21 protein-coding genes are annotated in these 21,585 nt (G+C 69.7%); 6 read left to right on the top strand and 15 right to left on the bottom strand.

What is annotated here, in order from left to right:
* Window positions 1-29: 29 nt before the first annotated feature.
* On the bottom strand, window positions 30-1,370 hold the full coding sequence (locus ACIA5C_RS07525; RefSeq protein ID WP_396052315.1) for an MFS transporter: 1,341 nt from the start codon (window positions 1,368-1,370) through the stop codon (window positions 30-32).
* Between the two features lie 45 nt (window positions 1,371-1,415).
* Here ACIA5C_RS07525 and ACIA5C_RS07520 point away from each other — a divergent pair, with 45 nt between their 5' ends.
* Window positions 1,416-1,961 carry a CGNR zinc finger domain-containing protein gene (locus tag ACIA5C_RS07520; protein WP_396052313.1) on the top strand — a complete coding sequence of 182 codons (546 nt, stop codon included), beginning with the start codon at window positions 1,416-1,418 and terminating at the stop codon, window positions 1,959-1,961.
* Window positions 1,958-2,608, top strand: a complete 651-nt coding sequence (locus tag ACIA5C_RS07515) for a ThuA domain-containing protein (RefSeq protein ID WP_396052311.1) — start codon at window positions 1,958-1,960, stop codon at window positions 2,606-2,608. Before ACIA5C_RS07520 ends, ACIA5C_RS07515 begins: the two co-directional genes overlap by 4 nt.
* A 338-nt stretch (window positions 2,609-2,946) precedes the next feature.
* Here ACIA5C_RS07515 and ACIA5C_RS07510 read toward each other — a convergent pair whose 3' ends face one another.
* The 9 genes from ACIA5C_RS07510 to ACIA5C_RS07470 form a co-directional block, all read right to left on the bottom strand.
* Window positions 2,947-4,203, bottom strand: a complete 1,257-nt coding sequence (locus ACIA5C_RS07510; protein ID WP_396052309.1) for an Nramp family divalent metal transporter — start codon at window positions 4,201-4,203, stop codon at window positions 2,947-2,949.
* On the bottom strand, window positions 4,204-5,895 hold the full coding sequence (gene groL, locus ACIA5C_RS07505; protein ID WP_396052307.1) for a chaperonin GroEL: 1,692 nt from the start codon (window positions 5,893-5,895) through the stop codon (window positions 4,204-4,206).
* Between the two features lie 14 nt (window positions 5,896-5,909).
* Window positions 5,910-6,602, bottom strand: coding sequence for an iron-sulfur cluster assembly protein (locus ACIA5C_RS07500; protein ID WP_396052305.1), 693 nt, complete (start codon window positions 6,600-6,602; stop codon window positions 5,910-5,912).
* Entirely contained in the window at window positions 6,599-7,669 is a 1,071-nt protein-coding gene (locus tag ACIA5C_RS07495; RefSeq protein ID WP_396052303.1) for an amidohydrolase family protein, read from the bottom strand. Before ACIA5C_RS07495 ends, ACIA5C_RS07500 begins: the two co-directional genes overlap by 4 nt.
* Before the next feature lie 4 nt (window positions 7,670-7,673).
* Window positions 7,674-8,054 (bottom strand): propane 2-monooxygenase effector subunit MimD, encoded by a 381-nt coding sequence (gene mimD, locus ACIA5C_RS07490; protein ID WP_396052302.1) that lies wholly within the window; start codon window positions 8,052-8,054, stop codon window positions 7,674-7,676.
* Entirely contained in the window at window positions 8,051-9,220 is a 1,170-nt protein-coding gene (locus ACIA5C_RS07485) for a toluene hydroxylase (protein ID WP_396052301.1), read from the bottom strand. The genes mimD and ACIA5C_RS07485 overlap by 4 nt, the downstream gene beginning before the upstream one ends.
* Window positions 9,220-10,278, bottom strand: coding sequence for an FAD-binding oxidoreductase (locus ACIA5C_RS07480; RefSeq protein ID WP_396052300.1), 1,059 nt, complete (start codon window positions 10,276-10,278; stop codon window positions 9,220-9,222). Before ACIA5C_RS07480 ends, ACIA5C_RS07485 begins: the two co-directional genes overlap by 1 nt.
* 53 nt (window positions 10,279-10,331) lie before the next feature.
* On the bottom strand, window positions 10,332-11,978 hold the full coding sequence (locus ACIA5C_RS07475) for a methane monooxygenase (protein WP_396052299.1): 1,647 nt from the start codon (window positions 11,976-11,978) through the stop codon (window positions 10,332-10,334).
* 79 nt (window positions 11,979-12,057) lie between these two features.
* Entirely contained in the window at window positions 12,058-12,294 is a 237-nt protein-coding gene (locus ACIA5C_RS07470; RefSeq protein WP_396052298.1) for a hypothetical protein, read from the bottom strand.
* 119 nt (window positions 12,295-12,413) lie between these two features.
* On the opposite strand from ACIA5C_RS07470, the gene ACIA5C_RS07465 reads away from it, so the two are divergent.
* From ACIA5C_RS07465 to ACIA5C_RS07455, 3 genes are read left to right on the top strand one after another with little or no spacing between them, the layout of a single operon-like run.
* Window positions 12,414-14,195 (top strand): sigma-54-dependent Fis family transcriptional regulator, encoded by a 1,782-nt coding sequence (locus tag ACIA5C_RS07465; protein ID WP_396052297.1) that lies wholly within the window; start codon window positions 12,414-12,416, stop codon window positions 14,193-14,195.
* A gap of 28 nt (window positions 14,196-14,223) precedes the next feature.
* Entirely contained in the window at window positions 14,224-14,982 is a 759-nt protein-coding gene (locus ACIA5C_RS07460) for a class I SAM-dependent methyltransferase (RefSeq protein WP_396052295.1), read from the top strand.
* Window positions 14,983-15,019: 37 nt separating this feature from the next.
* Window positions 15,020-15,412 (top strand): hypothetical protein, encoded by a 393-nt coding sequence (locus ACIA5C_RS07455; RefSeq protein ID WP_396052294.1) that lies wholly within the window; start codon window positions 15,020-15,022, stop codon window positions 15,410-15,412.
* An 88-nt stretch (window positions 15,413-15,500) separates the two neighbouring features.
* Here ACIA5C_RS07455 and ACIA5C_RS07450 read toward each other — a convergent pair whose 3' ends face one another.
* The 4 genes from ACIA5C_RS07450 to ACIA5C_RS07435 all read right to left on the bottom strand — a co-directional run bounded on the left by ACIA5C_RS07450 (window position 15,501) and on the right by ACIA5C_RS07435 (window position 18,459).
* Window positions 15,501-16,244, bottom strand: a complete 744-nt coding sequence (locus ACIA5C_RS07450) for a hypothetical protein (RefSeq protein ID WP_396052292.1) — start codon at window positions 16,242-16,244, stop codon at window positions 15,501-15,503.
* 95 nt (window positions 16,245-16,339) lie between these two features.
* The gene (locus tag ACIA5C_RS07445; RefSeq protein ID WP_396052291.1) at window positions 16,340-16,984 is read right to left on the bottom strand and encodes a DUF6230 family protein; all 645 of its coding nucleotides are present in this window, start codon (window positions 16,982-16,984) and stop codon (window positions 16,340-16,342) included.
* 215 nt (window positions 16,985-17,199) lie between these two features.
* Window positions 17,200-17,700, bottom strand: a complete 501-nt coding sequence (locus tag ACIA5C_RS07440) for a hydrogenase maturation protease (RefSeq protein ID WP_396052289.1) — start codon at window positions 17,698-17,700, stop codon at window positions 17,200-17,202.
* Between the two features lie 129 nt (window positions 17,701-17,829).
* Entirely contained in the window at window positions 17,830-18,459 is a 630-nt protein-coding gene (locus ACIA5C_RS07435) for a DUF6084 family protein (protein ID WP_396052287.1), read from the bottom strand.
* Between the two features lie 375 nt (window positions 18,460-18,834).
* Here ACIA5C_RS07435 and hypB point away from each other — a divergent pair, with 375 nt between their 5' ends.
* Window positions 18,835-19,452, top strand: coding sequence for a hydrogenase nickel incorporation protein HypB (gene hypB / locus ACIA5C_RS07430; protein ID WP_396052286.1), 618 nt, complete (start codon window positions 18,835-18,837; stop codon window positions 19,450-19,452).
* 16 nt (window positions 19,453-19,468) lie between these two features.
* Here the strand turns inward: hypB and ACIA5C_RS07425 are convergent, their stop codons facing one another.
* The gene (locus tag ACIA5C_RS07425) at window positions 19,469-21,538 is read right to left on the bottom strand and encodes a glutaminase domain-containing protein (protein ID WP_396052285.1); all 2,070 of its coding nucleotides are present in this window, start codon (window positions 21,536-21,538) and stop codon (window positions 19,469-19,471) included.
* Between the last annotated feature and the right edge of the window lie 47 nt (window positions 21,539-21,585).

The raw sequence follows: 21,585 nt of genomic DNA, 5'->3' as shown, positions 1-21,585 counted from the left end.
TCGAAGTCTATGCGCGCCGCCTCGCCGGGTCAATCGATCGCGTTCGATCGGCTGAGCGCGGCGCCGGCGACGATGGGGCCGGCCGCGACCAGCAGCAGCTGAGCGCCGGCCGGCAGATGCGCGGCGAACCCCATGAGGCCGGCACCGAGCGCCGCGGCCGCCACTTTCATTCCGGCGCCGATGGTGAAGACCTGGGTGCGGACCGACTCGGCCGACAACTGGTTGCGGGCGAGGAACAGGGCCGCCACGAACGGCCCGGTGGACACCCCGGCCAGCCCGAACAGGGCCGCGGTCAGGGGCAGCGAGTGCACGCCGGCCGCGACCACGAGGGGTATGCCGAACCCGACCATGGCCCACGCCGTCACCCTCGGCGCGCGGGACGCCGGCAGCGGCCGCCAGGCCCACAGCAGGGATCCGGCGAACGCACCGCCGGCGACCACGCTGAGCAGCAGGCCGGCCCGCTCGGGGGCACGCGCCGCGGCGGCGACCGCGAGACCGCCGGGGCCCAGCTGGCCGAAGGCGGTGGTGAGGGTCAGCGCTCGCAGGGCCGGATCTTTCGCGATGACGCGGGCGCCGTCGAACAGACCGGCAGCCCGCGCCGGCCCGGAGGCGGGCCGGCTTCCGGAAGCGGGCAGGCGGCGGGCGGCGGCCCCGGAAGAGCGCAGACGTCGGGTCGCGCCGCCGGTAGCGCGCAGGCGGTGGGCGGCCCCGGAAGAGGGCCGGCGTCGGGTCGCGCCGCCGGTAGCGCGCAGGCGGTGGGCGTCCCCGGAAGAGGGCAGGCGTCGGGTCGCGGCGGCGGAAGCGGGCAGGCGCAGGGTGGCGACGCCGAGGGCGCCCGTCCCGGCCGCGACGGCGAGCGTGAGGGTGGCGGCGCCCGGGCCGGCGGCCGCCGCGACCAGACCGACCACGGCGGGCCCGGCCATGGCGGCGACGTTGTAGAACAGCGAGTCCAATGCGAAGGCACGAGCCCCGGACAACCGGCTGGTCAGCCCCCCGGTCACCGCCGGCCCGCAGCACCCGGCCAGGGCGAGGGCAACGTAGGTCGTCCACAGCGGCGCGTGACCGAGCAGGGCGACCGGGGCCGCGAGGCCGGCGGCGAGGACGCCGATCGCGCCGGCGAGCACCGCCGCCGGCCGGCGGGCCCGGTCGACGAGGGCGCCGACCACGGGCGCGGCCACGACGTGCGGGATGAGCAGCGTCGCGACCAGCGTGCCCCCGACGGCAGCGCTCCCCGTCCGGTCCAGGGCCAGGATTATCAGCGCGACCCGGGCACCCTCGTCGGCCGTGCGCGCGAGCACGGCGGCGGCCAGGTAGTGGGCCAGCCCGACCGCCGGACCCTCCTCCGTCACCTGCTTGACCGGTGATGACATCGGCCGAGTCTTGCAGGACGCGTCGTCACCGGTCAAGATGGTGACGTGGAGTTCGAGTTCATCGCCGACCGGCCGGTGCTGGATTTTCTTCCCACGCTCACCGAGCGCGGGCACACCGACGGGGAACTGCTGGCGTCCCCCCGTGATCTGGCCGACTGGGCCGTTCAGGCGGGCATCGTGGACCGGCCGCCGAGCGTCGACGACGCCGGCCTGCAGCGCGCCCGAGAGCTCCGGGAAGCCATGTTCCGCCTGGTCCGGGCCCTGCTCGACGGCGGCGGCACGGACCCCGCCGACCGCCGGCTGGTCAACGCGGCGGCCGCCCGCCCGCTGCCCGCGCTGCGACTGGAACCGGACGGGGTCCATCGCACCGGCGACACCGACGCCGTCCTGGCCGTCCTGGCCCGCGACTGCCTCGAACTGCACGCCGGCGACGACCGCCACGCGCTGCGCTGGTGCGCCGACGAGAACTGCACCCGGCCGTTCATCGACCGGTCGCGAGGCATGCGGCGCCGCTGGTGCGGCATGCGCGGGTGCGGCGACCGGGCCAAGGCGGCCGCCTACCGCCGGCGGCAGCGGCAGGCGGCCCCGTGAACGTGCTGGTCGTCCGGGGCGGCTGGGCCGGGCACTCACCGGTCGAGACCACGTCACTCTTCCTCGACCTCTTCGCGGGACACCAGGTCCGCGTCTCGGACACGCTCGAGACGTACGCCGACCAGGCCGCGCTCGCCGCCGCGGACCTGATCGTGCAGTGCTGGACCGAGGGCCGCCTGACCGCCGGACAGGAGCACAACCTGGTGACCCGGGTCGCCGAGGGCGCCGGTTTCGCGGGCTGGCACGGCGGCGTCGTCGCGACGTGCTATGAGGCGTCCCGCTACCAGTACATGGTCGGCGGCCGCTTCCTCTGCCACCCGGGCGACTTCGTCGACTACCGGGTCTCCGTCACCGGCGACCATCCGGTCACGGCCGGCGTCCAGGATTTCGACGTGCACACCGAGCAGTACTTCTGCCACGTCGACCCGGGCCTCGACGTGCTGGCGACGACGACGTTCGAGGGCCTGCACGGCGCCCCGGAGACGGCCGGCGTGACGATGCCGGTCGTGTGGACGCGCACCTTCGGCGCGGGGCGGGTCTTCGTGAACACGCTCGGCCACTCCCCCGCCGACCTGCTGGTCCCCGAGACCCACACCATCATGACCCGCGGCCTGCGGTGGACGGCCGGCCTGCCCGTCCTGGACTGAGTCCCGCGGTGGCCGGTCCCGGTCCGCCGGCTCGCCGCGCGAGGACGCCGAGGAACCGCTGGCCGGCCGCTCCGGTGCGGTCATGGCGTCGAGATGAAGGTCGACGACGTCGCGCACGTCCACGACCTCCAGCCGGCCCACCCGGCCGGCGCGCAAGGTCGGCGACCGCGAATTCGAGGCGGTACCCCGCGCCGATCTCGGTGGCGACGGCCGCGTGGACGCTGTCTTCGCGGGACGCCGACCGCACGGTGGCGCGGACCCGATAACCACGCCGCAGCAGGTGCACGACCGTCCACCCGGCAAGAACCCGGTGTCCCCGCTGGAGAGGTCTCCGTATGTCAAGGAACGGCGGCATCCAGGAGCAGGTAGGCGTTCAGGGCGATGATCAGGGTGACCACGACGCCGGCGGTTGCCGTGGTGAGGCGGTGGTTGACGAAGACGCCCATGATGTCGCGGCGGCGGGTCACCAGCAGGAGCGGAACCAGGGCGAAGGGGATGCCGAACGACAGCACCACCTGCGAGACGACCAGGCTGGCGGTCGGGGGCAGGCCGAGGGCGAGCACGATCAGCGCCGGCGCCATGGTCACGGCGCGGCGCAGGAACAGCGGGATGCGGCGGCGGATGAAGCCCTGCATGACGACCTGGCCGGCGTACGTGCCGACGCTCGACGACGACAGGCCGGACGCCAGCAGGGCCATCGCGAAGGCCAGCGCCGCCCCGCCGCCGACCAGCCGGCCCAGGCCCTCGTGGGCGGCCGAGATCGGATCGCCGTCGAAAGACGCGGCGCCGTGGAAGAGGGCGGCCGCCACCACCAGCATCGACAGGTTGATCAGGCCGGCCGCGCCGAGGCCGATCACCACGTCGAGGCGCTGGAAGCGCAGCAGTTCCTTGCGTTCGGCGTCGTCGCGGCAGGCGATGCGGGACTTGGTCAGCGCCGAATGCAGGTAGACCACGTGCGGCATCACGGTCGCGCCGATGATGCCGCAGACCAGGATCAGGCTGTCGCTGCCCGCGAGACCGGGCATCAGACCGGAGACCACGGCGGGCGCGGACGGGCGTACGGAAACCAGGTCGTACAGGAAACCCAGCAGGACGATGCCGAGAAGCCCGACGATCGCCAGTTCGAAGCGGCGGTAGCCGCGCTGTTCGAGGCCGAGGATGCCGAAGGCGACGACGGCCGTGATCAGCCCGGCGGGGAAGAGCGGGACGTGGAACAGCAGGTTGAGGCCGACCGCCGCACCCAGGAACTCGGCCAGGTCGGTCGCCATCGCCATGATCTCGGCCTGCACCCACAGGCCCCGGGAGGCCGGGCGGGGCAGGAACAGCCGGCAGAGTTCGGGCAGGTCGTGGCCGGTCGCGACGCCGGCCTTGGCGGAGAGGTACTGCACGAGCATGGCGCTGAGGTTGGCGACGACGATGACCCAGAGCAGCGTGTAGCCGAACTTGGCGCCGGCCGTGAAGTTGGTGGCGAAGTTGCCGGGATCCACATAGGCGACCGCGGCGACGAACGCCGGGCCCAGCAGCGCGACCGAGCCTCGCAGGCGGCCGCGCGCCCGCAGCACCGTCAGGGTGTTGCGGGCGTCGACGGCCGTCATCTAGGCGACCGACGGGCCGAGGCCCAGCGACTGCGGCGTGCTCGAGTCGGGTGACGGCTGTTTGAGGCCCTCGTCGAGCGGGCCGAACTCGGTCATCAGGGACGCGCTGCCGCCCCACGGCGTCTGCTCCTCGGCCACCAGGGTGTTGGTGGTGAGCAGCAGGCCGGCGACCGACGCGCCGTTCTGCAGCGCCGAGCGGGCGACCCGCAGCGGGTCGACGATGCCCATGTCGATCATGTTGCCGAAGCGGCCCTCCAGAGCGTCGAAGCCTTCATCCGGTCCCAGGGCGGAGATCCGGGCGACCGTCTCGGCGCCGGAGTAGCCGGCGTTGGTGGCGATCAGGAACGCCGGCTCGGTCAGCGACCGCCGGACGATGTCGACGCCGGTGGCGTAGTCGTCCTTGAGGTCAAGGTCGTCGAGTGCGTCCGCGGCGTGCAGCAGCGCGGCACCGCCGCCGGCCACGACGCCCTCGGCCATCGCGGCCCGGGACGCCGACAGCGCGTCCTCGACCCGGTGCTGCAGTTCCTTGAGCTCGGCCGGGGTCGGCGCACCGACCTGGATCACCGCGACCTTGCCCGACAGCGAGCCGATCCGCTCGGTCAGCACGTCCTCGTCGACGCCGAACGAGGCCCGTTCCAGTTCCGCCCGGAGCTGGGTCAGCCGGAACGCGACATCGTCGGATGATCCACCACCGTCGATGATCGCGGTGTGGTCGGCGTCGACCCGCACCTGACCGGCCCGGCCGAGCTGGTCGATGGTCATCCTCTCCAGGGTGAAGCCGGAGTGCCGGCTGTGCACCGCACCGCCGCAGATCGCGGCGATGTCCTCCAGCTTGTGCAGGCGACGGTCGCCGAACCCGGGTGCGCGCACCGCCACGCACTGGAAGATGCCGTTGACGTGGTTGTGGGTGAGCATCGACAGCGCGGTGCCCTCGACGTTCTCAGCGATGACGATCAGCGGCCGGGGCTCCCGCATGATCTTGTCGAGCAGCGGCATGAGCTGCTGGACCTTGGTGATCTTCTCGGCCGTCATGAGGATGTACGGATCGTCGACGATCGCGATGAGCCGGCCCGGGTCGGTGACCATGTAGGGCGACACGTAGCCGTTGTCGAACTCGAAGCCCTCGACGAAGTCGACGCTCATGCCGTGCCGCGGCGACTCCTCGACCGTCACGATCCCGCCGTCGCCGACGGTGTGCAGCGCCTTCGCGATGACCCCGCCGACCATGTCGTCGTCGTTGGCCGAGATCGCGGCCACCCGGGCCAGGTCCTGCTCGCTGTCGATCGCGCGGGCCACCGTCCGGAGGCGCTCGACGAGGCGGTCGACGGCCAGATCAACACCTCTTTTGACCAGTACGGGGTTGGCCCCCGACCCGATCGCCGACATGCCCTCCCGCACGATCGCCTGAGCCAGCACGGTCGCCGTCGTGGTGCCGTCGCCGACGATGTCGTTCGTCTTGATCGCCGCTTCCTTGACCAGCTGGGCGCCCATGTTCTCGAACTGGTCCTTGAGGTGGATCTCCCGTGCGATGGTCACGCCGTCGTTGGTGACCACCGGCGAACCGGTGATCTTCTCCAGGATGACGTTGCGCCCCTTCGGTCCGAGCGTCGCCTTGACCGCCTCGGCCAGCTTGTCGACACCGTTGAGCAACAGGGTGCGCGCGTCCGCGCCGAATCGAAGTTCCTTGGCCATCAGGGGGTCTCCTTCTATTCCGCGGGGGCTTCTTCGCCCTGGCCGTCGGTGTCGTAGCGGTGCCGCAGCATGCCGCGGCAGATGCCGGTGTTCGCGTCGAGGCTGGTGCGGGTCAGGCGGGCCCGGCGCAGATGAAGCGGCACCTGGTCGGGCTCGACCGCGCTTCCGGTCAACGGGTCGATGAGCAGGGGCGAGGCGTCGTCGGCGGGAAGGCCGAGCTCCGCGCGGCGGCGGCGCAGGCGGTCAAGATCCTTCGAGGGCGGCACTTCACCGAGGGTCAAGGTGCCTGGCATCGAAAGCGGCCGGCACACCACATCGGTGCCGGCCAGAACGGCTTTGCGCAGAAAATCGGCCCGGAGGCTGTCCAGCTCGTCGACCGCTTCCCCTTCGAACGAGTTCATGAACCCGGCCCGGGCCGCCACCCCTTCGTTGATCGCGTCCGAGGCGAAGTGGTCGTCCAGCACCACCTCCGCCCGGCGGACCTCGTCGAGGGCGGCCACCGCGTCGTAGGCGTCGGCCACCATCAGGTACGCGAAGTTGGGCGCGCAGAAGTAGGTCGGCAGGCGGAGATGAACGACAGCCGTGCCGTCGCTGTCGATAACCGCGGACGCCACGAAACCGAGCACCGTCACCGGCTCGTCCAGCTCGGGGTCGCGCACCCCGGCCAGAGCGGCCAGGATGCGCGACCCCACCTGAGTGGCGGTCATGCCGGCGAGACCGCCGGCGACTCGGAACTGACACCGACGGAGTCGTCCCGAGCCGCCGGTGTCCCCTCGCCCGCGTCGAGCTGATATTCCGCGGGCACGTCGATGCCGTACAGGCGAGCGGCGTTCAGCCCGAGGATCTTCTTCTTGGTCGCCGTGGTAACCCGCGGGAAGTCGTCGAACTCTTCACCCGGGTAGTCCCAGTCGACGAAGCCCTCGATCTGCCACTTCGGCTCCCAGATGCCGTAGTCGCTGCCGAAGGTCATCTTGTCCTCGCCGACCCAGAACAGCAGCTCGCCCATCACCTTGGCGAAGAACCGCGGCCGGGCGTGCATGAGCCCGCCGATCACCACCGACAGGCCGGCGTAGACGTTGGGCTCCTGCGTCGCCATGAAGCAGAAATCCTCGATGCGGGGCAGGCCGACGTGCTCGACGATGAAGTTGAGCTCGGGGAAGTCGGTCGCCGCGTGGTCGACGTCGGACACGTCGAAGGCGTCCTTGTCCAGGGGCCAGATCGTCGGCCCCTTGTGTACGTGGACGTTCTTGATGCCGAGTTCCTGGGCCTTCTCCAGGTAGCGGTAGGCGGCCGGGTCCTTGAGCGTCCAGCCGCGGGAGCCGTCTTTCCACTCCGCGGTGTAGAGCTTCACGCCGATGCTGCCGTACCGGGCGACGTTCTCCTCAAGCTTCTTGAGTCCGTCGTCGCCGTCCCGCGGGTCGAAGCGGGTGTTGGCGATGAACTTGCCCGGGTGTTTGGCGCCCAGCGCGGCGTTCTTCTCGGTGGTGTTGAAGCCCTCCTTGTACCACTCGGTCAGGTACGTCGGCTGGAAGATCGCGACGTCCACGTATCCGTCCTGGAAAACGTCCTTCATCAGGTCGTCCTCGGTGTAGGACATGAACTTCTCGATCGGCCAGTGCGTCTCCTTGGGACCGAGCCCCTGGTAGGCGTGGAAGCATTCGATCCAGCCCTTGGCGTAGTGCTCGGCGCCCGGCACCCAGTTGTCCGGGCCGGCGTTCCAGTAGTGCATGTGGCTGTCGACGATGAAGTACTTCTCGCCGTCCTTCTCGTACATACGGTTACCTCGATTCCGCGGTCAGGTCGAAGCCGATGTATTCCGCCGCGTCCTCGGGGTTGGCGAACATGATCGTCCGGTCGTCCTCGTGGATCATCCGGCCGTAGTGGGTCGACATGCTCTCCTCGAACTGGGCGGCGTCGAAGTAGCCGGGCTCCTCGCCGAGCGCCTCCGAGACCTCGTCGTAGACCACGTCCATCCGGTTGAGCGCGTCGACCCGGATCATCGAGGGCAGCGGCGTCACCGTGACGTTCGGCTTGTCCCGCATCACCTCGGCCACCACCACGCCGACCTGGTTGTTCATCAGCGTGAAGCCGCACATGTTGGAGGCTGTGTTATCCGACTTGAACGGGCTCTCGGCCGTCTTGAAACGCTGCTCGGTCACCGTTCCAGCTCCTTCGGGATGTCCAGGCCGAGGTCGGTCACGATGCCGGCGAAGCGGCTCTTGACGCTGTCCAGCGCGTCCTCGAAGCGCAGCGGCTTGGCGTCCGGCTGCGACCAGAGCGGCTGCATGGCGCGGGCGGCCGCGATCGACAGGCCGGTCCAGTCGGCCAGCCACCCGTTGAGCGCCCGCTTGTTGTGTTCGGCGAACTCGCGGTCGTTCGTGAGCAGCTCGTAGATCGCCTTGGTGTAGCGCAGATCCCGCTCCGAGAAGTCGAACTCCTCCGCACCGACGATCGTCGGGGTGACGAAGTCGCCGTTGCGGGGCGCCGCCTGCATCACCAGCCGGCTGCGGAACAGCTCGCCGACGAGCGGCTGGAAAACCACGTTGGCGGCGAAGACCGCCTCACCCCAGTCGCTGGTCGCGGTGAGGCGCTCCGCGGTTTCCCGTACGCCCTGCCAGGCCGGGTCCTCGTTCCACGTCGCCAGATGCACGGTCCCGTCGAAGTCCGGGATCTCCTCGCTCAGTGTCAGCTGATACAGCGCGAGGTCCTGGGCCGCGCGGATCAGGTGCATGCTGTTCACCGCGATGGCCGTGTTGTGCATGTTGGTCGGCCCGCGGCGGTTGGCGTTGGCGAACAGGTAGAGGCCGAGGCCGTGGTCGACGTGCATCCACGCGCCGACGTGCTGCGACACGAACCGGACCCAGTTCGGGTTCCACTGCTCGAACGCCTTGGCCTGCTTGGCCGCGTCGACGTTCGCGTTGACCTGGCGTACGACGTTGGCGTTGTAGCGGTAGAGCGAGAGTTCCCACTCCTCGTTGGGGTCGCGGAACTCATGCCAGCCGTGGGCCGGCCACTCGTAGCCCTGGCCGCCGGTGCCCGGCCCGCGGGTCGGCACCGGCCGGTCGCTCCCCCAGGCCTTCAGCACAGTCCAGTCGAGCGGGTAGCCGCCCTTGCCGTCGGAGAACCCGTACAGCCAGCCCTGGGCGAGGTAGTGCCGCGGGTCGGGCTGCACCTCGACCGTGACGTCCTCGTAGTGGGTCTGCTTGCGCTTCTGCGGGACGAAGTAGTTGAACCGGCGCGCGTTCGAGTCCGGGAACTCTTTGGCGCCGGCCTCGGCGTCGGTGAAGACGGGCTTGGGAACGCTACGTTCCGTCGCGGTCGTCATCAGTCCTCCCCACCTGTGGTTGTGAACTTGTCGTAGTAGATGTGTTTCTCCGGCACCCCGAGCTGGGCCAGCAGCGGCATGGCCGCCTCGACCATCGGCGGCGGGCCGCAGAGGTACGCGTGAGCACGCTTCAGATCGGTCTCATAGCGCTTGACGACCTCGGTGACGAAGCCGACCTCGCCGTCCCAGCTCTCGTCCTCGCCCGGTTCGCCCTCGTTCGGCTCACTCAGCGCGGGTATGAACCTGAAATCCGGCAACTTCTCCTCGAGGGCCCTGATCTCGTCGACGAAGCAGAGGTCCTTGGCGGTCCGGGCGCCGTAGTAGAAGGCGCCGCGCCGGTTGATCCCGCGCTCGGCCATCGAGCGCAGCAGCGCCAGGATCGGGGCCAGGCCGGCCCCGCCACCGACGAAGACGATGTCCTCGTCGGTCGCCTCGCGCAGCGTGAAGACACCGAACGGACCGGTCAGCTCGAGCCGGTCCCCGACCTTCAGCTGCTCGTCGAGGAAGGACGAGAACACGCCGCCCGGATAGACCTTGATGATGAACTCGAGCCGGCCGTTCTCCTTGCTGGACGTGTTGGCCATCGAGAACGACCGGGTGATCTCGGTGCCCGGCACCTTGATGTCGACGTACTGGCCCGGGAAGAAGGTCAGCTCGACCGGCTCGATGAGCCGCAGCACCAGGTGCCGCAGGTCATGCGTCACGTGGTCGATCCCCACGACCTCCGCCACCGCGTTCTGGATCGGCAACCCCGAGCGCAGGATCTCCTCGTCGTAGTTCAGCAGCTCGATGGTCACGTCCTCGTACACGTGGGCCCGGCACAGGAGCGTGAAGCCCTCGTCCTTCTCGAAGTCGGGCAGCGCGAAGGTGGAGTAGCGGTCGAGCTCGATGTCCTCACCGTCGAGGACGAACGACTTGCAGGCCGCGCACTGGCCCTCCTTGCATCCGTGCATGAGCATCAGCCCCTGCTCGGACGCGGAACGCAGCACGGTCTGCTCCTCGTCGACCTCGATCTCGATGCCGACCGGTTCGAACCGGACGCGGTGCTTCTCTCCCATTTCTCTCTTTCTTTCCGGGTTCTCCGCGCCGCAGGCGCCGGCCAATGACGCAGTCAGTCCCGCGCCGGCCGTCCGGCCGGGCCACCCTTGATGTACTGGGCGTGGAACTTCATGCGTTCCTCGGTGCTCATCTCGTTGAGCAGCACGTTCGGGCTCTGCAGGTTGGGCATCCGGCGCAGGTGGTCCAGCGTCCACATCTTCGACGGGTCCAGGTTGAGGTGCGGCTGCGCGACCAGGGTCTTGCCGTCGTCGCGGACGAAACCCATGTCCTTGACCACGTCGGCCCAGTTCCAGCCGTGGTAGAGGGTCTCCCACTCGCGGGCGCCGATCAGCTGGCCCATGTTGGGGGTGCTACGGCCCTGGTAGGTCGGCCGGAACGCCTCGACGTCGGTCCACCGGCAGGCCTCGTGGCAGTACGTGCGCCACTGCCCGTCGACCTCGGCCATCACCATGTCCTCGCGGACCAGGCACGGCACCATGCAGGTCCAGCAGCGGTGCGGGTACTGGTAGTCGACGTCCTCGGCGACGATCGGGTGGTGGCCGTTCGGCGTCGACAGCCGGTTATAGGCCTCCCACCACTTGCCGTAGCGGTCGTACCAGCCCGGGTACTTGTACTCGAACCACTCGAAGTCCTTGTCGGTCATCGGGTCGATCCGCCAGTAGTTGGCCAGCCAGCCGGTGGCGAAGAACTGGGCCACCTCGTGCACGTAACCCTTGTTCCAGATCTGGTTCCACGACTCCTCGATGAGGTCGTGCGGGATGACCAGGCCGTACTTCTCCAGCGGCACCAGGTAACTGCGGTAGTAGTCGTCGTAGATCCAGCGGCGCCACATCTCGGCGTACGATTCGCGGTCCTTGCGGCGGTCCTTGGTGCCGTACTCGATGAACGTGCCGATCGCCGCGTCGACCACCCGGTGGTTGTTCCACCAGGCGTAGCGCAGGTCGCGCTCGAGCAGCTGGTGGTTGCCCTCGTCGGCGAGCGCCATCAGCAGCGTGGCGTAGCCGTTGGAGATGTGCCGCGACTCGTCGGACTGCACCGAGTGGAAGACGGTCGGCAGCAGATAGTCGCCGTTCGCGGCGGCCTCGGCCGGCATCGCGACGAACAGCGTGTTGGTGAACGCGGTCTCGGCCACGATCGTCAGGTAGATGCTGGCCGCGGTGATGGCGTCGCCGGTGATGAAGCCCTCGGCGAACTGCCGGCCGATCGTCCCGCAGTAGTCGTTCTGGAAGTTGCGGAGGCTCGAGTTGAAGCCGGCCGGGTCGATGTAGTTGTTCATGTACAGGCGCTTGAGGTTCTGCTGGATCGTCGAGTGGCGAACCTCGTCGATCATCTGGATCGCCTGGCCGTTGTGCAGTTCCGGGTTGGGGACGTTGCGGAACAGCAGCGGCATCGCCCGGGCGGCCGAGATCTCCGGCAGCGGGATGATCGAGAGGAACAGCTTCTGCCATTCCAGCCAGCGCTCCTGGACCTGGCGGAACATGTTGCCGCGGATCGCGCCGTCCGACGCGCCGTAGACCCGGTTGTCCTTCTCCTCCTGCATCGGGAAGTACGACCGCAGGACCTGCTTGAGCGGGTCCTTCTTCTGTGCCTTACGGAACGTGTAGTCGGTTCCGTAGTGCGAGACGGGCTGGTGGTACATCGGTTCCCAGGACAGTTCCTGGATCTTCTGATGTGCCTTGGCCACGCTCTGCCGACTCATGAGTCAACTCCTCGTCTCAGGTGGCGTCCTTCAGCGTGATCAGACCCCTTATCCCCCGTGGCCGGGGTCTCACAATGAGTCACGGCTCCTGCTCGAAGAACGCCGCGCGGATCTCGGCGAGGTGGTTCTTGACGTTCTCCCGCACCTGCCGGTCGCCTTCCGGAGCCGGCTCGATGCCGAACGCGCGCAGCAACTCGGCCGCCGGGGCGCCCGGATCGGCGCCGCCCAGCGTGGGGTGCAGCCCCTGCTCCGCCAGATGGTGGAAAACGAGGTTGACCACGGTCCACGGGTTGAAGGTTTCGGGAACCGGCTCCATCGCCCGAGTCCATCGCGGAAGCGACAATCTGGGGTCTCAACATGAGACGAGAGTCACCGAGTCGACGCGTACGGTGTAACCAGTCTGAAACCCGAGCGTGCCCGGCGAGGGGGTGTCCCATGCCGCCGAAACGATCCCCCGACAACGCACTCGCCAAGACCCGAGAACAGTTCCTCACCGCCTCGGACGTCGACCCCCACCAGGTCCGCGACGCCATCCTGGCCTCGTGGTGGCGGTCCCGGCGATGGAACGTGGCCGCCGACCGGATCGACCTGTCCTACCAGCGCGACCCCGACCTCGACACCCCGCTCACCCGCAGCGCTCTGCCGGTCTTGCGCCATCTGCGCGAGCACCTCGACGGGCAGCCGATCAGCATCATCCTGACCGACCAGGCCGGCCTGGTGCTCACCCGTCTGGATGCCGGCCGGGACCTCGACTCCCACCTCGACCGGGTGAACCTGGCGCCCGGCTTCAGCTACGCCGAGGAGCACGTCGGCACCAACGGCATCGGCACCGCGCTCGAAGGCGGCCGGCCGATGCAGGTGTTCGGCCACGAGCACTACGCCGAGCACCTGGAGGATCTGGCCTGTGCCGGGGTGCCGATCCACCACCCGATCTCCGGCAAGACCGTCGGCGCGATCGACCTGACCTGCTGGCGCCGCGACGCCGACCCGCTGCTGATGACGCTGGCCCGCTCGACCGCCGGGCAGATCCAGCAGGCGATGCTGGCCGACAGCGGCATCCGGGAACTGGAACTCCTGCAGGAATACCTGCGCACCTGCCGCCGTACGGCCGGGATCGTCTTCGCCCTCAACAACGACGTCGTGATGATGAACGACACCGCCCGGCACGCCCTCGACCCGGCCGAGCAGGCGTTGCTGCTGACCAGGGCGGCCGAGGTGCTCGCCGGCCGCAACCCGACGGCGTCGCTGGTGGTGGAGCTGCCGAGCGGAGCCAAGGCCCGCATGTACTGCCGGCCGGTGCGCGGCGAGGGACGCCTGACCGGCGGCATCGTGCAGGTCAAGATGGCGGAGAAGCCGGGCGCCGCCGCTCTCTCCACGTCGCCGTCGCCCCGGGCCTTCCTGCCTGGGCTGGTCGGCTCGGGCGGCCTGTGGCTGCGCGGATGCCACCAGGTGCGGTCCGTCTACAGTGCCGGCGAGTGGCTGACCCTGGAGGGCGAGGCCGGGGTCGGGAAGCTGGCCGTGATCCGGGCGATCCACCAGCACGACAGCCCGGGCGCCCACTTCGCGGTCGTCGACGCGGCCACGAACGGACGCGGCTGGCTCGCCGACGTACGCCGGGAGATCGACGGCGGCGAGGGCGCGGTGGTCATCCAGCACGCCGACCGGATCGGGCACGCGCCACTGCGCGCCCTGGCCCGGCTGCTGGAGCAGGCCCGCGCCGGCCGGACAGCGCCCTGGGTGGCCATGACGATGAGCCAGCGCCACGACGCGGGCGACCTGGCCGACGTGCTGCGCTTCTTCCCGAGCACGGTCGAGCTGCCGCCGCTGCGCTACCACCTCGAGGACGTGCAGGCGCTGGTGCCGTTCTTCCTGGCCCGGCTGGTGCCGGACGGCCGGCTGACGTGCTCGCCGGAGGCGATGCAGATGCTCTGCCGGTCGAGCTGGCCGGGCAACATCGAGCAGCTGTGGCAGGTGCTCCGCAACATCGTCCAGCGGCGCCGCAGCGGCTCGATCCAGCCCGACGACCTGCCGCCCGAGTGCCGCACGGTCAGCCGGCGACTGCTGAGCCCGCTGGAGGCGATGGAGCGCGATGCGATCGTCCGCAGCCTCCTCGACTGGAACGGCAACAAGATCAAGGCCGCGGCCGCCCTCGGCATGTCCCGGGCCACCATCTACCGCAAGATCCATGAGTACGGCATCGTCGCACCGACCAAATAGGCGACCCGTTGATCAGTATGGTGCGGGCATGGCGAAAAAGGTCCAGGCTCGAGTTTTCGGGGAAGTCGCCGACGTCTATGACCGCGTGCGCAAGCCCTACCCGCCGGAGCTGTTCGACGACGTCCTCGGCTACAGCGGCGCGGTCCGGCGAGCGCTCGAGATCGGCGCGGGAACGGGCCGGGCGACGGCCGCCTTCGCGAGCCGGGGCGTCGAGGTCACGGCGATCGAGCCGGACGCCGGGATGGCGGCTCTCCTGGCCCGCAACGCCCCCGGCGCGCGGATCGAACACCGCACCTTCGAGGAGTTCCGGCCTGCGGAACGATTCGGGCTGGTGTTCAGCGCCGAGGCCTGGCACTGGACCGCGCCGGAAACACGCTGGCCGCTGACGGCGGAGGCACTCGCGGACGGCGGCACCTTGGCGCTGTTCTGGAACAACGAGCGGATCGCCGACGCGCAGTTGCAGAAGGCCTTCGTGAACGTCTTCGCCGAGCTGGCGCCCACGGTCACGATCCGGACTCTGTCGGTGCCGCCGGAACTGGCCTGGTCCCAATGGCCGGGTGACGAGTTGGCCGGCGCGAAGCAGTTCGGCGATCTCGCCAGCCGGCACTACCTCAACCGCCTCGCCGTGCCGGCGGCGGACTTCATCGGGCTCACGCAGACCCGCTCGCAGTTCCGGATGCTGCCGCCCGACGTACAGCAGCGGTTGCTGGAGCGGCTGACGGAGCTGTTCGACGACGAGGTGCTGATGGCAGTCGAGACCACGCTGCTGCTGGCAACGCGCAGATAACTCACAGTTGCTGAGCATCGTGTGCCAGTCTGGTGCCGTGCGCAGCGGCGAGGTGTGGTGGGCGCGGCTGGACGGGCGGACGCCGGTGGTCCTTCTCGGCGATGACCGGGCCATCCGGGTGGTCGAGCCGGCTACCGACGACCAGAGGCGCGGCTTCCTGCTCCTCACCGGGGCCGAGGCCGCGGACGACGAGACGCGCGAACGCATGCTGGCGGCGGCCGGTCCGTCCATCATCGCCACCGGCGCCGAGGTCGGGATCGCCGGGCTGGGGGTCGTCCGGGTTGCCTTCCCCCGGGGCGGCAAGATCTTCTGCACCTGGGAGACGGCGCTGACCGGCGACGACCTGATCGAGCGCATCGCCGTGCTGCCGGCCGATACCCGGCGCCAGTTGGAGATCGTGCTGCGGCTGGCCGGCCCTCAGCCGGGGTGAGACCCACGGCGCCGGCGCTGGGACCACACGGCTCGGCGGCCGCGTGGAGGTGCGGCCGCCGAGCTGGTGCCTGATCGGGGGATCTCGGTCAGGCGGAGGGGGTGTCGGTGGGATCCGTCGTCGGGGCGGACGCCGTCTCGGCGACCGTGACCTGCTGGGTTCCGTCGGTCGTGTCGGTGATCTGGTAGCGGGCGGTGAAGGTCGCCGCCGTGGCGCCGGTCGGGCAGCCGAAGCCGCCGGTCACCTTGATCGGCAGCGAGACGCCGGCCGAGAAGTCCAGCTGCGGCGCGGCGGTTGCGGTGCCGGCGACCCAGGGGCCGGTGATCGCGGCCGGGCCGTCGGGCGCGACCGTGATCGTGCACGTGGCCAGGCCGGAGATCGTGGTGACGACGCCCGCCTGCGGGATCGTCATCGTGCCGGTCGAACCGGCCGCGTCGTACTGCAGGCCGATCGTCCACGAGCCGTTGGTCGAGTTGGTGGCCGTGGTCGCGGTGGTGAACAGGACGTTGGTCGGGCAGGCGCCGCCGTTGTTGGCGAACGTCGGCGGGGTCACCGGGGAGATGACCGGGCCGGCCGCGCTCGAGTTGTCGGGGGCGGCCGGGATGGTGCCGGTGTTGGCCGACTGGTTGCACGTCACCGTCGTCGAGCCGACGACGAAGCCGGCCGTGGTCCCCGGCACCAGGCTCGCCGAGTACGAGTCGCCGGCCGGGGTGACGGTGGTGCCGGTTGCCGCCAGGGCCGGCCCGGCGGTCAGTGCGACCAGACCGACGCCGGCCACCAGGGCGGCCGCGGCGCCGAGCGGCGCGGCACGCAGGACGCGGTTACGGCTCATGCCGTGTCTCCTTCTCGCAGGGGGATGTCAGAAGTTCCCGCAGGGGATGTCAGAAGTTCCCGCTGGGGGATGTCAGGGGTTCCCGCTGGGGGATGTCAGAAGCACTCGTCCTGGCCCCAGTGCAGCTGCATGGACAGGTGCTTGAGGTTGAACTCGCTGGCCATCGTCGACCAGGCGGTCTGCTGCAGGTTGGTGATCGTGACCGAGGTGGCCTGCTGGCCGAAGAAGCCCTGGCGGCGCTGGGCCAGCTCGGCCGGGTCGTTGGTCGGGCCCTTGTCCAGAGTGCTGGCGTCGCGGCCGATCTCGATCGAGTGGAAGTCGGCGTCGCCGTCGAGGCGGGTCATGTCGACGACCATGTCGGTGGCGGTGACCGGCTTGCCGGCGTCGCCCGCGGTGATCACCAGGGTGACCTTGCCGAAGACGCCGAGGTCGGTGACGACGGACTGGCACAGGTTGGTGATCTCGGCGGTTTTCATGGCCGAGACGGCGACCGGCTCCGGCTTCTGCTGGGGCGGGTTGCTGCCCGGGTCGATGGCGGCGTCGACACTGCCGTACTGCACGAAGCCGGTGGCCACGAGCTTGTCGGCGCGCACCTTGAAGTTCTGGCCGGAGACGTTGAAGCCGACCGCGAGCGCTCCGTTGGCGACCAGGCCGACCATGCCCGCGGTGATGCCGCCGGACAGGAGCATGAGGAGGCCGAACCGGCGCCAACGGGTACGGCCGAAACTGGGCTCATCCATTTTCGCGTCTCCCTGAAGGCGAATTCGCTAGGAAAAGAAGGATGAGCCCGAAGTTAGTCCGGCGCTATTTTGATCGTCAAGCGTCAATGTTACTGGAGAGTACATCTTTGTCGGCGAGGCACAAAGGACCGCGCTCCCCTTGTTTGTCGCCGACGATTCAAAAGAGAGTTGGCGACGCCCGTGACTCTCGATAAGCGCGGCGACCACCGAGCGTGTCAGGGCCTCCCGCGCTCGGTCAGCGGCTCGGTCAGCGGCAGGCGGTCGAGCAGATCCAGCACGATGTCGATCGCGGCCGGGACGGCGGCCGACATGGCCGGGCTCAGACCGATGCCCTCACGCGTCGACTCGACCGGACAACCCACGACGACGGTCGGCGGCAGCTTTCCGCCCATGGCGGTCAGACTTCCCAGTACGGCCAGGGGCTGCATGCCGTGCGCGTCGAAGTCACCGGGTTCCAGGTCGCCGGGCCGGATCTCCCGCACGATGACCTGGCCGGGCGGGCCGCTGGTCGCGGGCAGGGCGTCCACCAGGATCAGGGTGTCCCAGCCGTCGAGCAGGTCATAGGCCAGATGCATACCGCGGATGCCGTAGTCGAGGACGCGTACGCCCGGCGGCGGGGAACCGCCCGCCGCGAGTCGCCGCACCACCTCGGGCCCGAAGCCGTCGTCGCCGAGGAAGAGGTTGCCGATCCCCGCGACCAGGACGCGCCCGGTCACATCGAGCGGATCTCGAGGGAGCGGCGGGCGCCGGGTAAGGATCTGTCGGCCACGGCACCGGCGGCGGGCATCGTGGGCACTCCCAGAAACCTCATGTGCGGTCTTCCTCCTCCGATAGCGGTTCGATTGTCATGACGCGTCACCGAGCAGTTTGTCGATGGTCTCGTCCCAGCTCGTGACACCGTGCCGGGCCCGGAATTCGGCCAGCGCGACCAGGGTGTCGGAGCTGAGCCGGAGCCAGCCGGTGTCCGGGAAATAGGACTCGATCATCTGGCGCCAGACGAACACCGGCAGGTCGAAATGGGCCTCGCACGCCCACGGCACCGGTTCGACCGCGAAGCCGGATTCGGCCCGGGTGAAAATGGTGCCGGAGAACAGGAACGTGAGCGGGATGTCGCCGGCGTCCAGCGCATGCAGATAGCGGGTGCCGATGACGTCGAGGTCATAGGTGCAGGGCAGGGCGAGGGCAAACTCGGCGTGCCCGGAAAAGCCGGGGACCGTGGCGTTGCAATGCATCCAGGTGAACGGCTTGAGGGTGTCACTCCACCGGGCCCGCTCGCCGAAGAGGCCGAGCAGCGCGGCCGCCGAGACCTCGTCGTACCGGCGCCGCTGCGGTTCGATGCGCACCTGACAGCGCAGGGCGATCGCGTGCACCTGGACGCCGGTGCTCTCCTCGATCCGCAGCCGGGCGGTCAGTTGCGGGGCCACGGCATAGGGTTCCGAGATGATGTCGCGGACGGCGAAACGGTAGTCGCTCACAGCGCGACCGGATCGCCGTCGCAGCCGACTTCCCCGGTGTCCGCGGAAGGCATGTGACCCGCTCTCCGGGGCAACAGGACCCCCGTCAGAAGATGCGGCCTTACGTGTGATGTGCGTAACAGAGTAGCCCTACAGCGCGTAACGGTGTCAATCCACCGCGTGGGGACTTCATGTCCGAAGGCACGCCCGCCGAGCATTGTCGGCGCGGTCCGCGATCGGGCCGACGGACGCCGCGTGCGGCGGTTGAGTGTCCGAATCAGAGCGGGGGCTCTCTGCCGCGCCTGCGGTCTTGACGTACGCCTCGGCAACCCGATTCTGTTGTGTCCCTACGGCAGCGCCGACGTAGCCGATGGTCTCCATGGAGGTGGCGGAACGATGTACGCGCCGGGTGCGTGCGACGAGGTCGCCTCCGCCGTCCGGGCGCGGCTGGAGGCGCTGGGCGTGCGGGCGGTCAACCTCATGAGCTCCCCCGGGTCGGGCAAGACCACGCTGCTCGAACGGACGATCCAGGACCTGGGCGGCCGGCGGTCGATCGCGGTCGTCGAGGCCGACCAGGAGACCGCGCTGGACGCCGACCGGATCCGGCGCACCGGCGTCGACGTCGTGCAGGTCAACACCGGTGCCGCCGGCCATCTCGACGCGCCGACGCTGGACCGGGCGCTCGACGTTCTCGACCCGGCGCCGAAGTCGCTGCTGTTCGTGGAGAACGTCGGGAACCTGGTCGGCCCGGCCCGGTTCGATCTCGGCGAGGCCGGCCAGGTGGTGCTCATCTCGGTGACCGAGGGGACGGACAAGCCCCTGAAGTACCCGTACATCTTCGCGGCGGCCGACCTGGTCGTGATCAACAAGCTCGACCTGCTGCCCTACGTGGACTTCGACATCGACGCGTGCCGCCTGCACGTGGCGTCGGTCAACCCGGCCGCCACGGTGGTCACGGTGTCGGCGACCCGCGGCGACAACCTCACCGACTGGTACGGCTGGCTGTTCAGTTGAGCCGCGACCGCCCCGGCTACACCGTGAGGAGGGCGAAGAAGCCGCCGACCACCGGGCGGGACTGGAAGCCGCTCTGGCGATCGGTCACCGTGTCGTACCAGTCGGTCATCGGGACGCGCTGGCCGGTCGTGTCGGCGAAGGTGTAGAGGCCGTTGATCAGCAGGTCGCGGATCTCGTGGTGGTCCTTCAGCCACGCCGCTGTCCACATCTCCCAGTCGGCCTTCGTGTAGCCGTGGCGGATGTCCAGGGGTACGCCGTCGGTGGCGGCGCGGGACACGTACCAGGCGGCCTCGGTGCGGGCCACTGACGCCGGCACCAGGCCCAGGCCGAGTACGGCGTCGGCGTAGCCGTTGTACTTCAGGCTCCACGTGCCGTCCTGGTCGTACGCCAGCTTCAGGTGCCTGCCCGAGGAGTCGGTGGCCTTCGCCTGCCACTGGCCGATGTAGGAGCGAGCCGTCGCCAGGTAGGCGGCCGCGTCCGACGCCTGGCCGGCCATGGTGGCGATGTGGCTCATCGCGCCGATGCCGATGATGCCCTTCAGCGCCAGGTTGACGCTGTGGGCGATGAAGCCGGTGAAGTCGTCGGTCTGGTTCTGCAGGTCGGGGTCGAGGGCGTTGGCCACCAGGTAGTCGGCCCACTGCTTGAAGATCTTGTAGTGCTGGGTGGCGAAGGAGGAGTGCGGGGCCCGCTGCAGGTACGCGGCGGCCATGATGAGCATGTTGGCCGACTCCTCGACCGGCATGTCCTCCTCGCCGGTGCCGTTGAGGTGGCCGTCCGCGTTCGGGTACTGCGAGCCGAGGTCGTGCGGGGCGAAGACCTTCGGATAGGCGTGGTTCTCGACGTAGTCGAGGATCGGGGCGAGCAGCAGGCCCAGATATTGCGGGTCGGCGTAGAGGAAGACGGGCATGGCCGGGTAGGTCACGTCGATCGTCTGCATGTTGCCGTCGCTGGAGATCTCCTTGAGGAAGGCCCACGGCTCGCCGTTGCGGCTGACCAGCTCCGTCCCCGCGTACGCCTGCCGGAAAGCCAGGGCGCACAGCGCCGCGTAGGCCTTGCCGCCCGCCTTGGTCGCGTCTTTGTCGATGCGGGCGTCCAGCCGGGCCGACCGGGTGACCGAGGCGGCGAAGTCGCCGAGGAAGGCGGCGACCATCTCCGGCCACGACGGCCAGTAGCTCTTCCACAGCGGCGGCAGAGGCGTGCCGAGGTAGCTGGCCGCCGGTTCGCGGATCTGCCCGAGGCTGATCACGAACGGCCCGGAGGGGTGGCTGCCGACCGCACCCAGGTTCTGGTTGAGCGCGAACACCGGCCACCGGTCGTTGATCGCCCGGGGCTTGGCGGCGTCGGCGGCGTCGGCCAGCGCGCTCTGGGTGGCGAACTGCCTGCGCACGTCGACGTCCGCGCCGATCTGCCAGGTCAGTCCCGGCTTGGCCGGTGCGGAGATCGCGACCGTGCCCCACTCGGCGGTGTCCGCGCTCTCCCGGAGCACCTGCGGCTGCGTCTGGTGGTACGACAGGTTGACCACGCCCGAGGTGGTCTCCTGGTCCCAGGTGATCTGCCGGCCGGAGTCCCCGGAGGCCCACTCGCCGGAGATGTCGAAGTAGACGCTGACCTGGTGGGCCCGGCCGTCGACCGCCCGCGCGCTCACCGATATGTAGCTGAGCGGCTGCGACTGGTGTTTCAGGTCGCCGGGCGTGATCGGCGACAGGAACGTCACGGTCAGCTCGACCCCGGCCTGGGTGAGCACGAACTCCGACTTCGTGGCGGTCACGGTCAGCGAGAGCTGCCGCAGGGTCGGGAACGGGAAGGCGGTGGGCGACGCCGGCGATCCGAGGAACAGGTACGGCGTGCCGTCGATGGTGGCGAGGCCGGTCATCGCGGTGATGCGTCCGGTCCAGAAGCTGGGCCAGGTGCCGGGCAGGTTGTCGGCGGCGAGCCAGGTGCTGAGGTACGGCGAGCGGACGACCAGGGGCACGGCCGGCGGCCGCACGGCCGGGTCCACCGAGGACTCGCCGTGATGCGGTGCCGGGATCAGGGGCGTTGCGGCCGCGATGCCGCCCAGCTGGAACAGGTGCCTGCGCGATGCCATGGCGTGAATCTAGACCGAAGATGTTCGATCGGAGCAAGACCGCGTCT

Origin of the sequence: Actinoplanes sp. NPDC051343 (assembly GCF_044455125.1) — a bacterium.
GTDB lineage: Bacteria > Actinomycetota > Actinomycetes > Mycobacteriales > Micromonosporaceae > Actinoplanes.
The sequence above is the reverse complement of the archived record's forward strand: the minus strand, read 5'-3'. Positions and strand labels throughout refer to the sequence as shown.

Bases quoted from the DNA above. Each gene is read 5' to 3' on its own strand.
- ACIA5C_RS07525 (WP_396052315.1), bottom strand. From the start codon at position 1,370: ATGTCATCACCGGTCAAGCAGGTGACGGAGGAGGGTCCGGCGGTCGGG.
- ACIA5C_RS07510 (WP_396052309.1), bottom strand. From the start codon at position 4,203: ATGACGGCCGTCGACGCCCGCAACACCCTGACGGTGCTGCGGGCGCGC.
- groL (WP_396052307.1), bottom strand. From the start codon at position 5,895: ATGGCCAAGGAACTTCGATTCGGCGCGGACGCGCGCACCCTGTTGCTC.
- ACIA5C_RS07500 (WP_396052305.1), bottom strand. From the start codon at position 6,602: ATGACCGCCACTCAGGTGGGGTCGCGCATCCTGGCCGCTCTGGCCGGG.
- ACIA5C_RS07495 (WP_396052303.1), bottom strand. From the start codon at position 7,669: ATGTACGAGAAGGACGGCGAGAAGTACTTCATCGTCGACAGCCACATG.
- ACIA5C_RS07485 (WP_396052301.1), bottom strand. From the start codon at position 9,220: ATGACGACCGCGACGGAACGTAGCGTTCCCAAGCCCGTCTTCACCGAC.
- ACIA5C_RS07480 (WP_396052300.1), bottom strand. From the start codon at position 10,278: ATGGGAGAGAAGCACCGCGTCCGGTTCGAACCGGTCGGCATCGAGATC.
- ACIA5C_RS07475 (WP_396052299.1), bottom strand. From the start codon at position 11,978: ATGAGTCGGCAGAGCGTGGCCAAGGCACATCAGAAGATCCAGGAACTG.
- ACIA5C_RS07470 (WP_396052298.1), bottom strand. From the start codon at position 12,294: ATGGAGCCGGTTCCCGAAACCTTCAACCCGTGGACCGTGGTCAACCTC.
- ACIA5C_RS07465 (WP_396052297.1), top strand. From the start codon at position 12,414: ATGCCGCCGAAACGATCCCCCGACAACGCACTCGCCAAGACCCGAGAA.
- ACIA5C_RS07460 (WP_396052295.1), top strand. From the start codon at position 14,224: ATGGCGAAAAAGGTCCAGGCTCGAGTTTTCGGGGAAGTCGCCGACGTC.
- ACIA5C_RS07450 (WP_396052292.1), bottom strand. From the start codon at position 16,244: ATGAGCCGTAACCGCGTCCTGCGTGCCGCGCCGCTCGGCGCCGCGGCC.
- ACIA5C_RS07445 (WP_396052291.1), bottom strand. From the start codon at position 16,984: ATGGATGAGCCCAGTTTCGGCCGTACCCGTTGGCGCCGGTTCGGCCTC.
- hypB (WP_396052286.1), top strand. From the start codon at position 18,835: ATGTACGCGCCGGGTGCGTGCGACGAGGTCGCCTCCGCCGTCCGGGCG.
- ACIA5C_RS07425 (WP_396052285.1), bottom strand. From the start codon at position 21,538: ATGGCATCGCGCAGGCACCTGTTCCAGCTGGGCGGCATCGCGGCCGCA.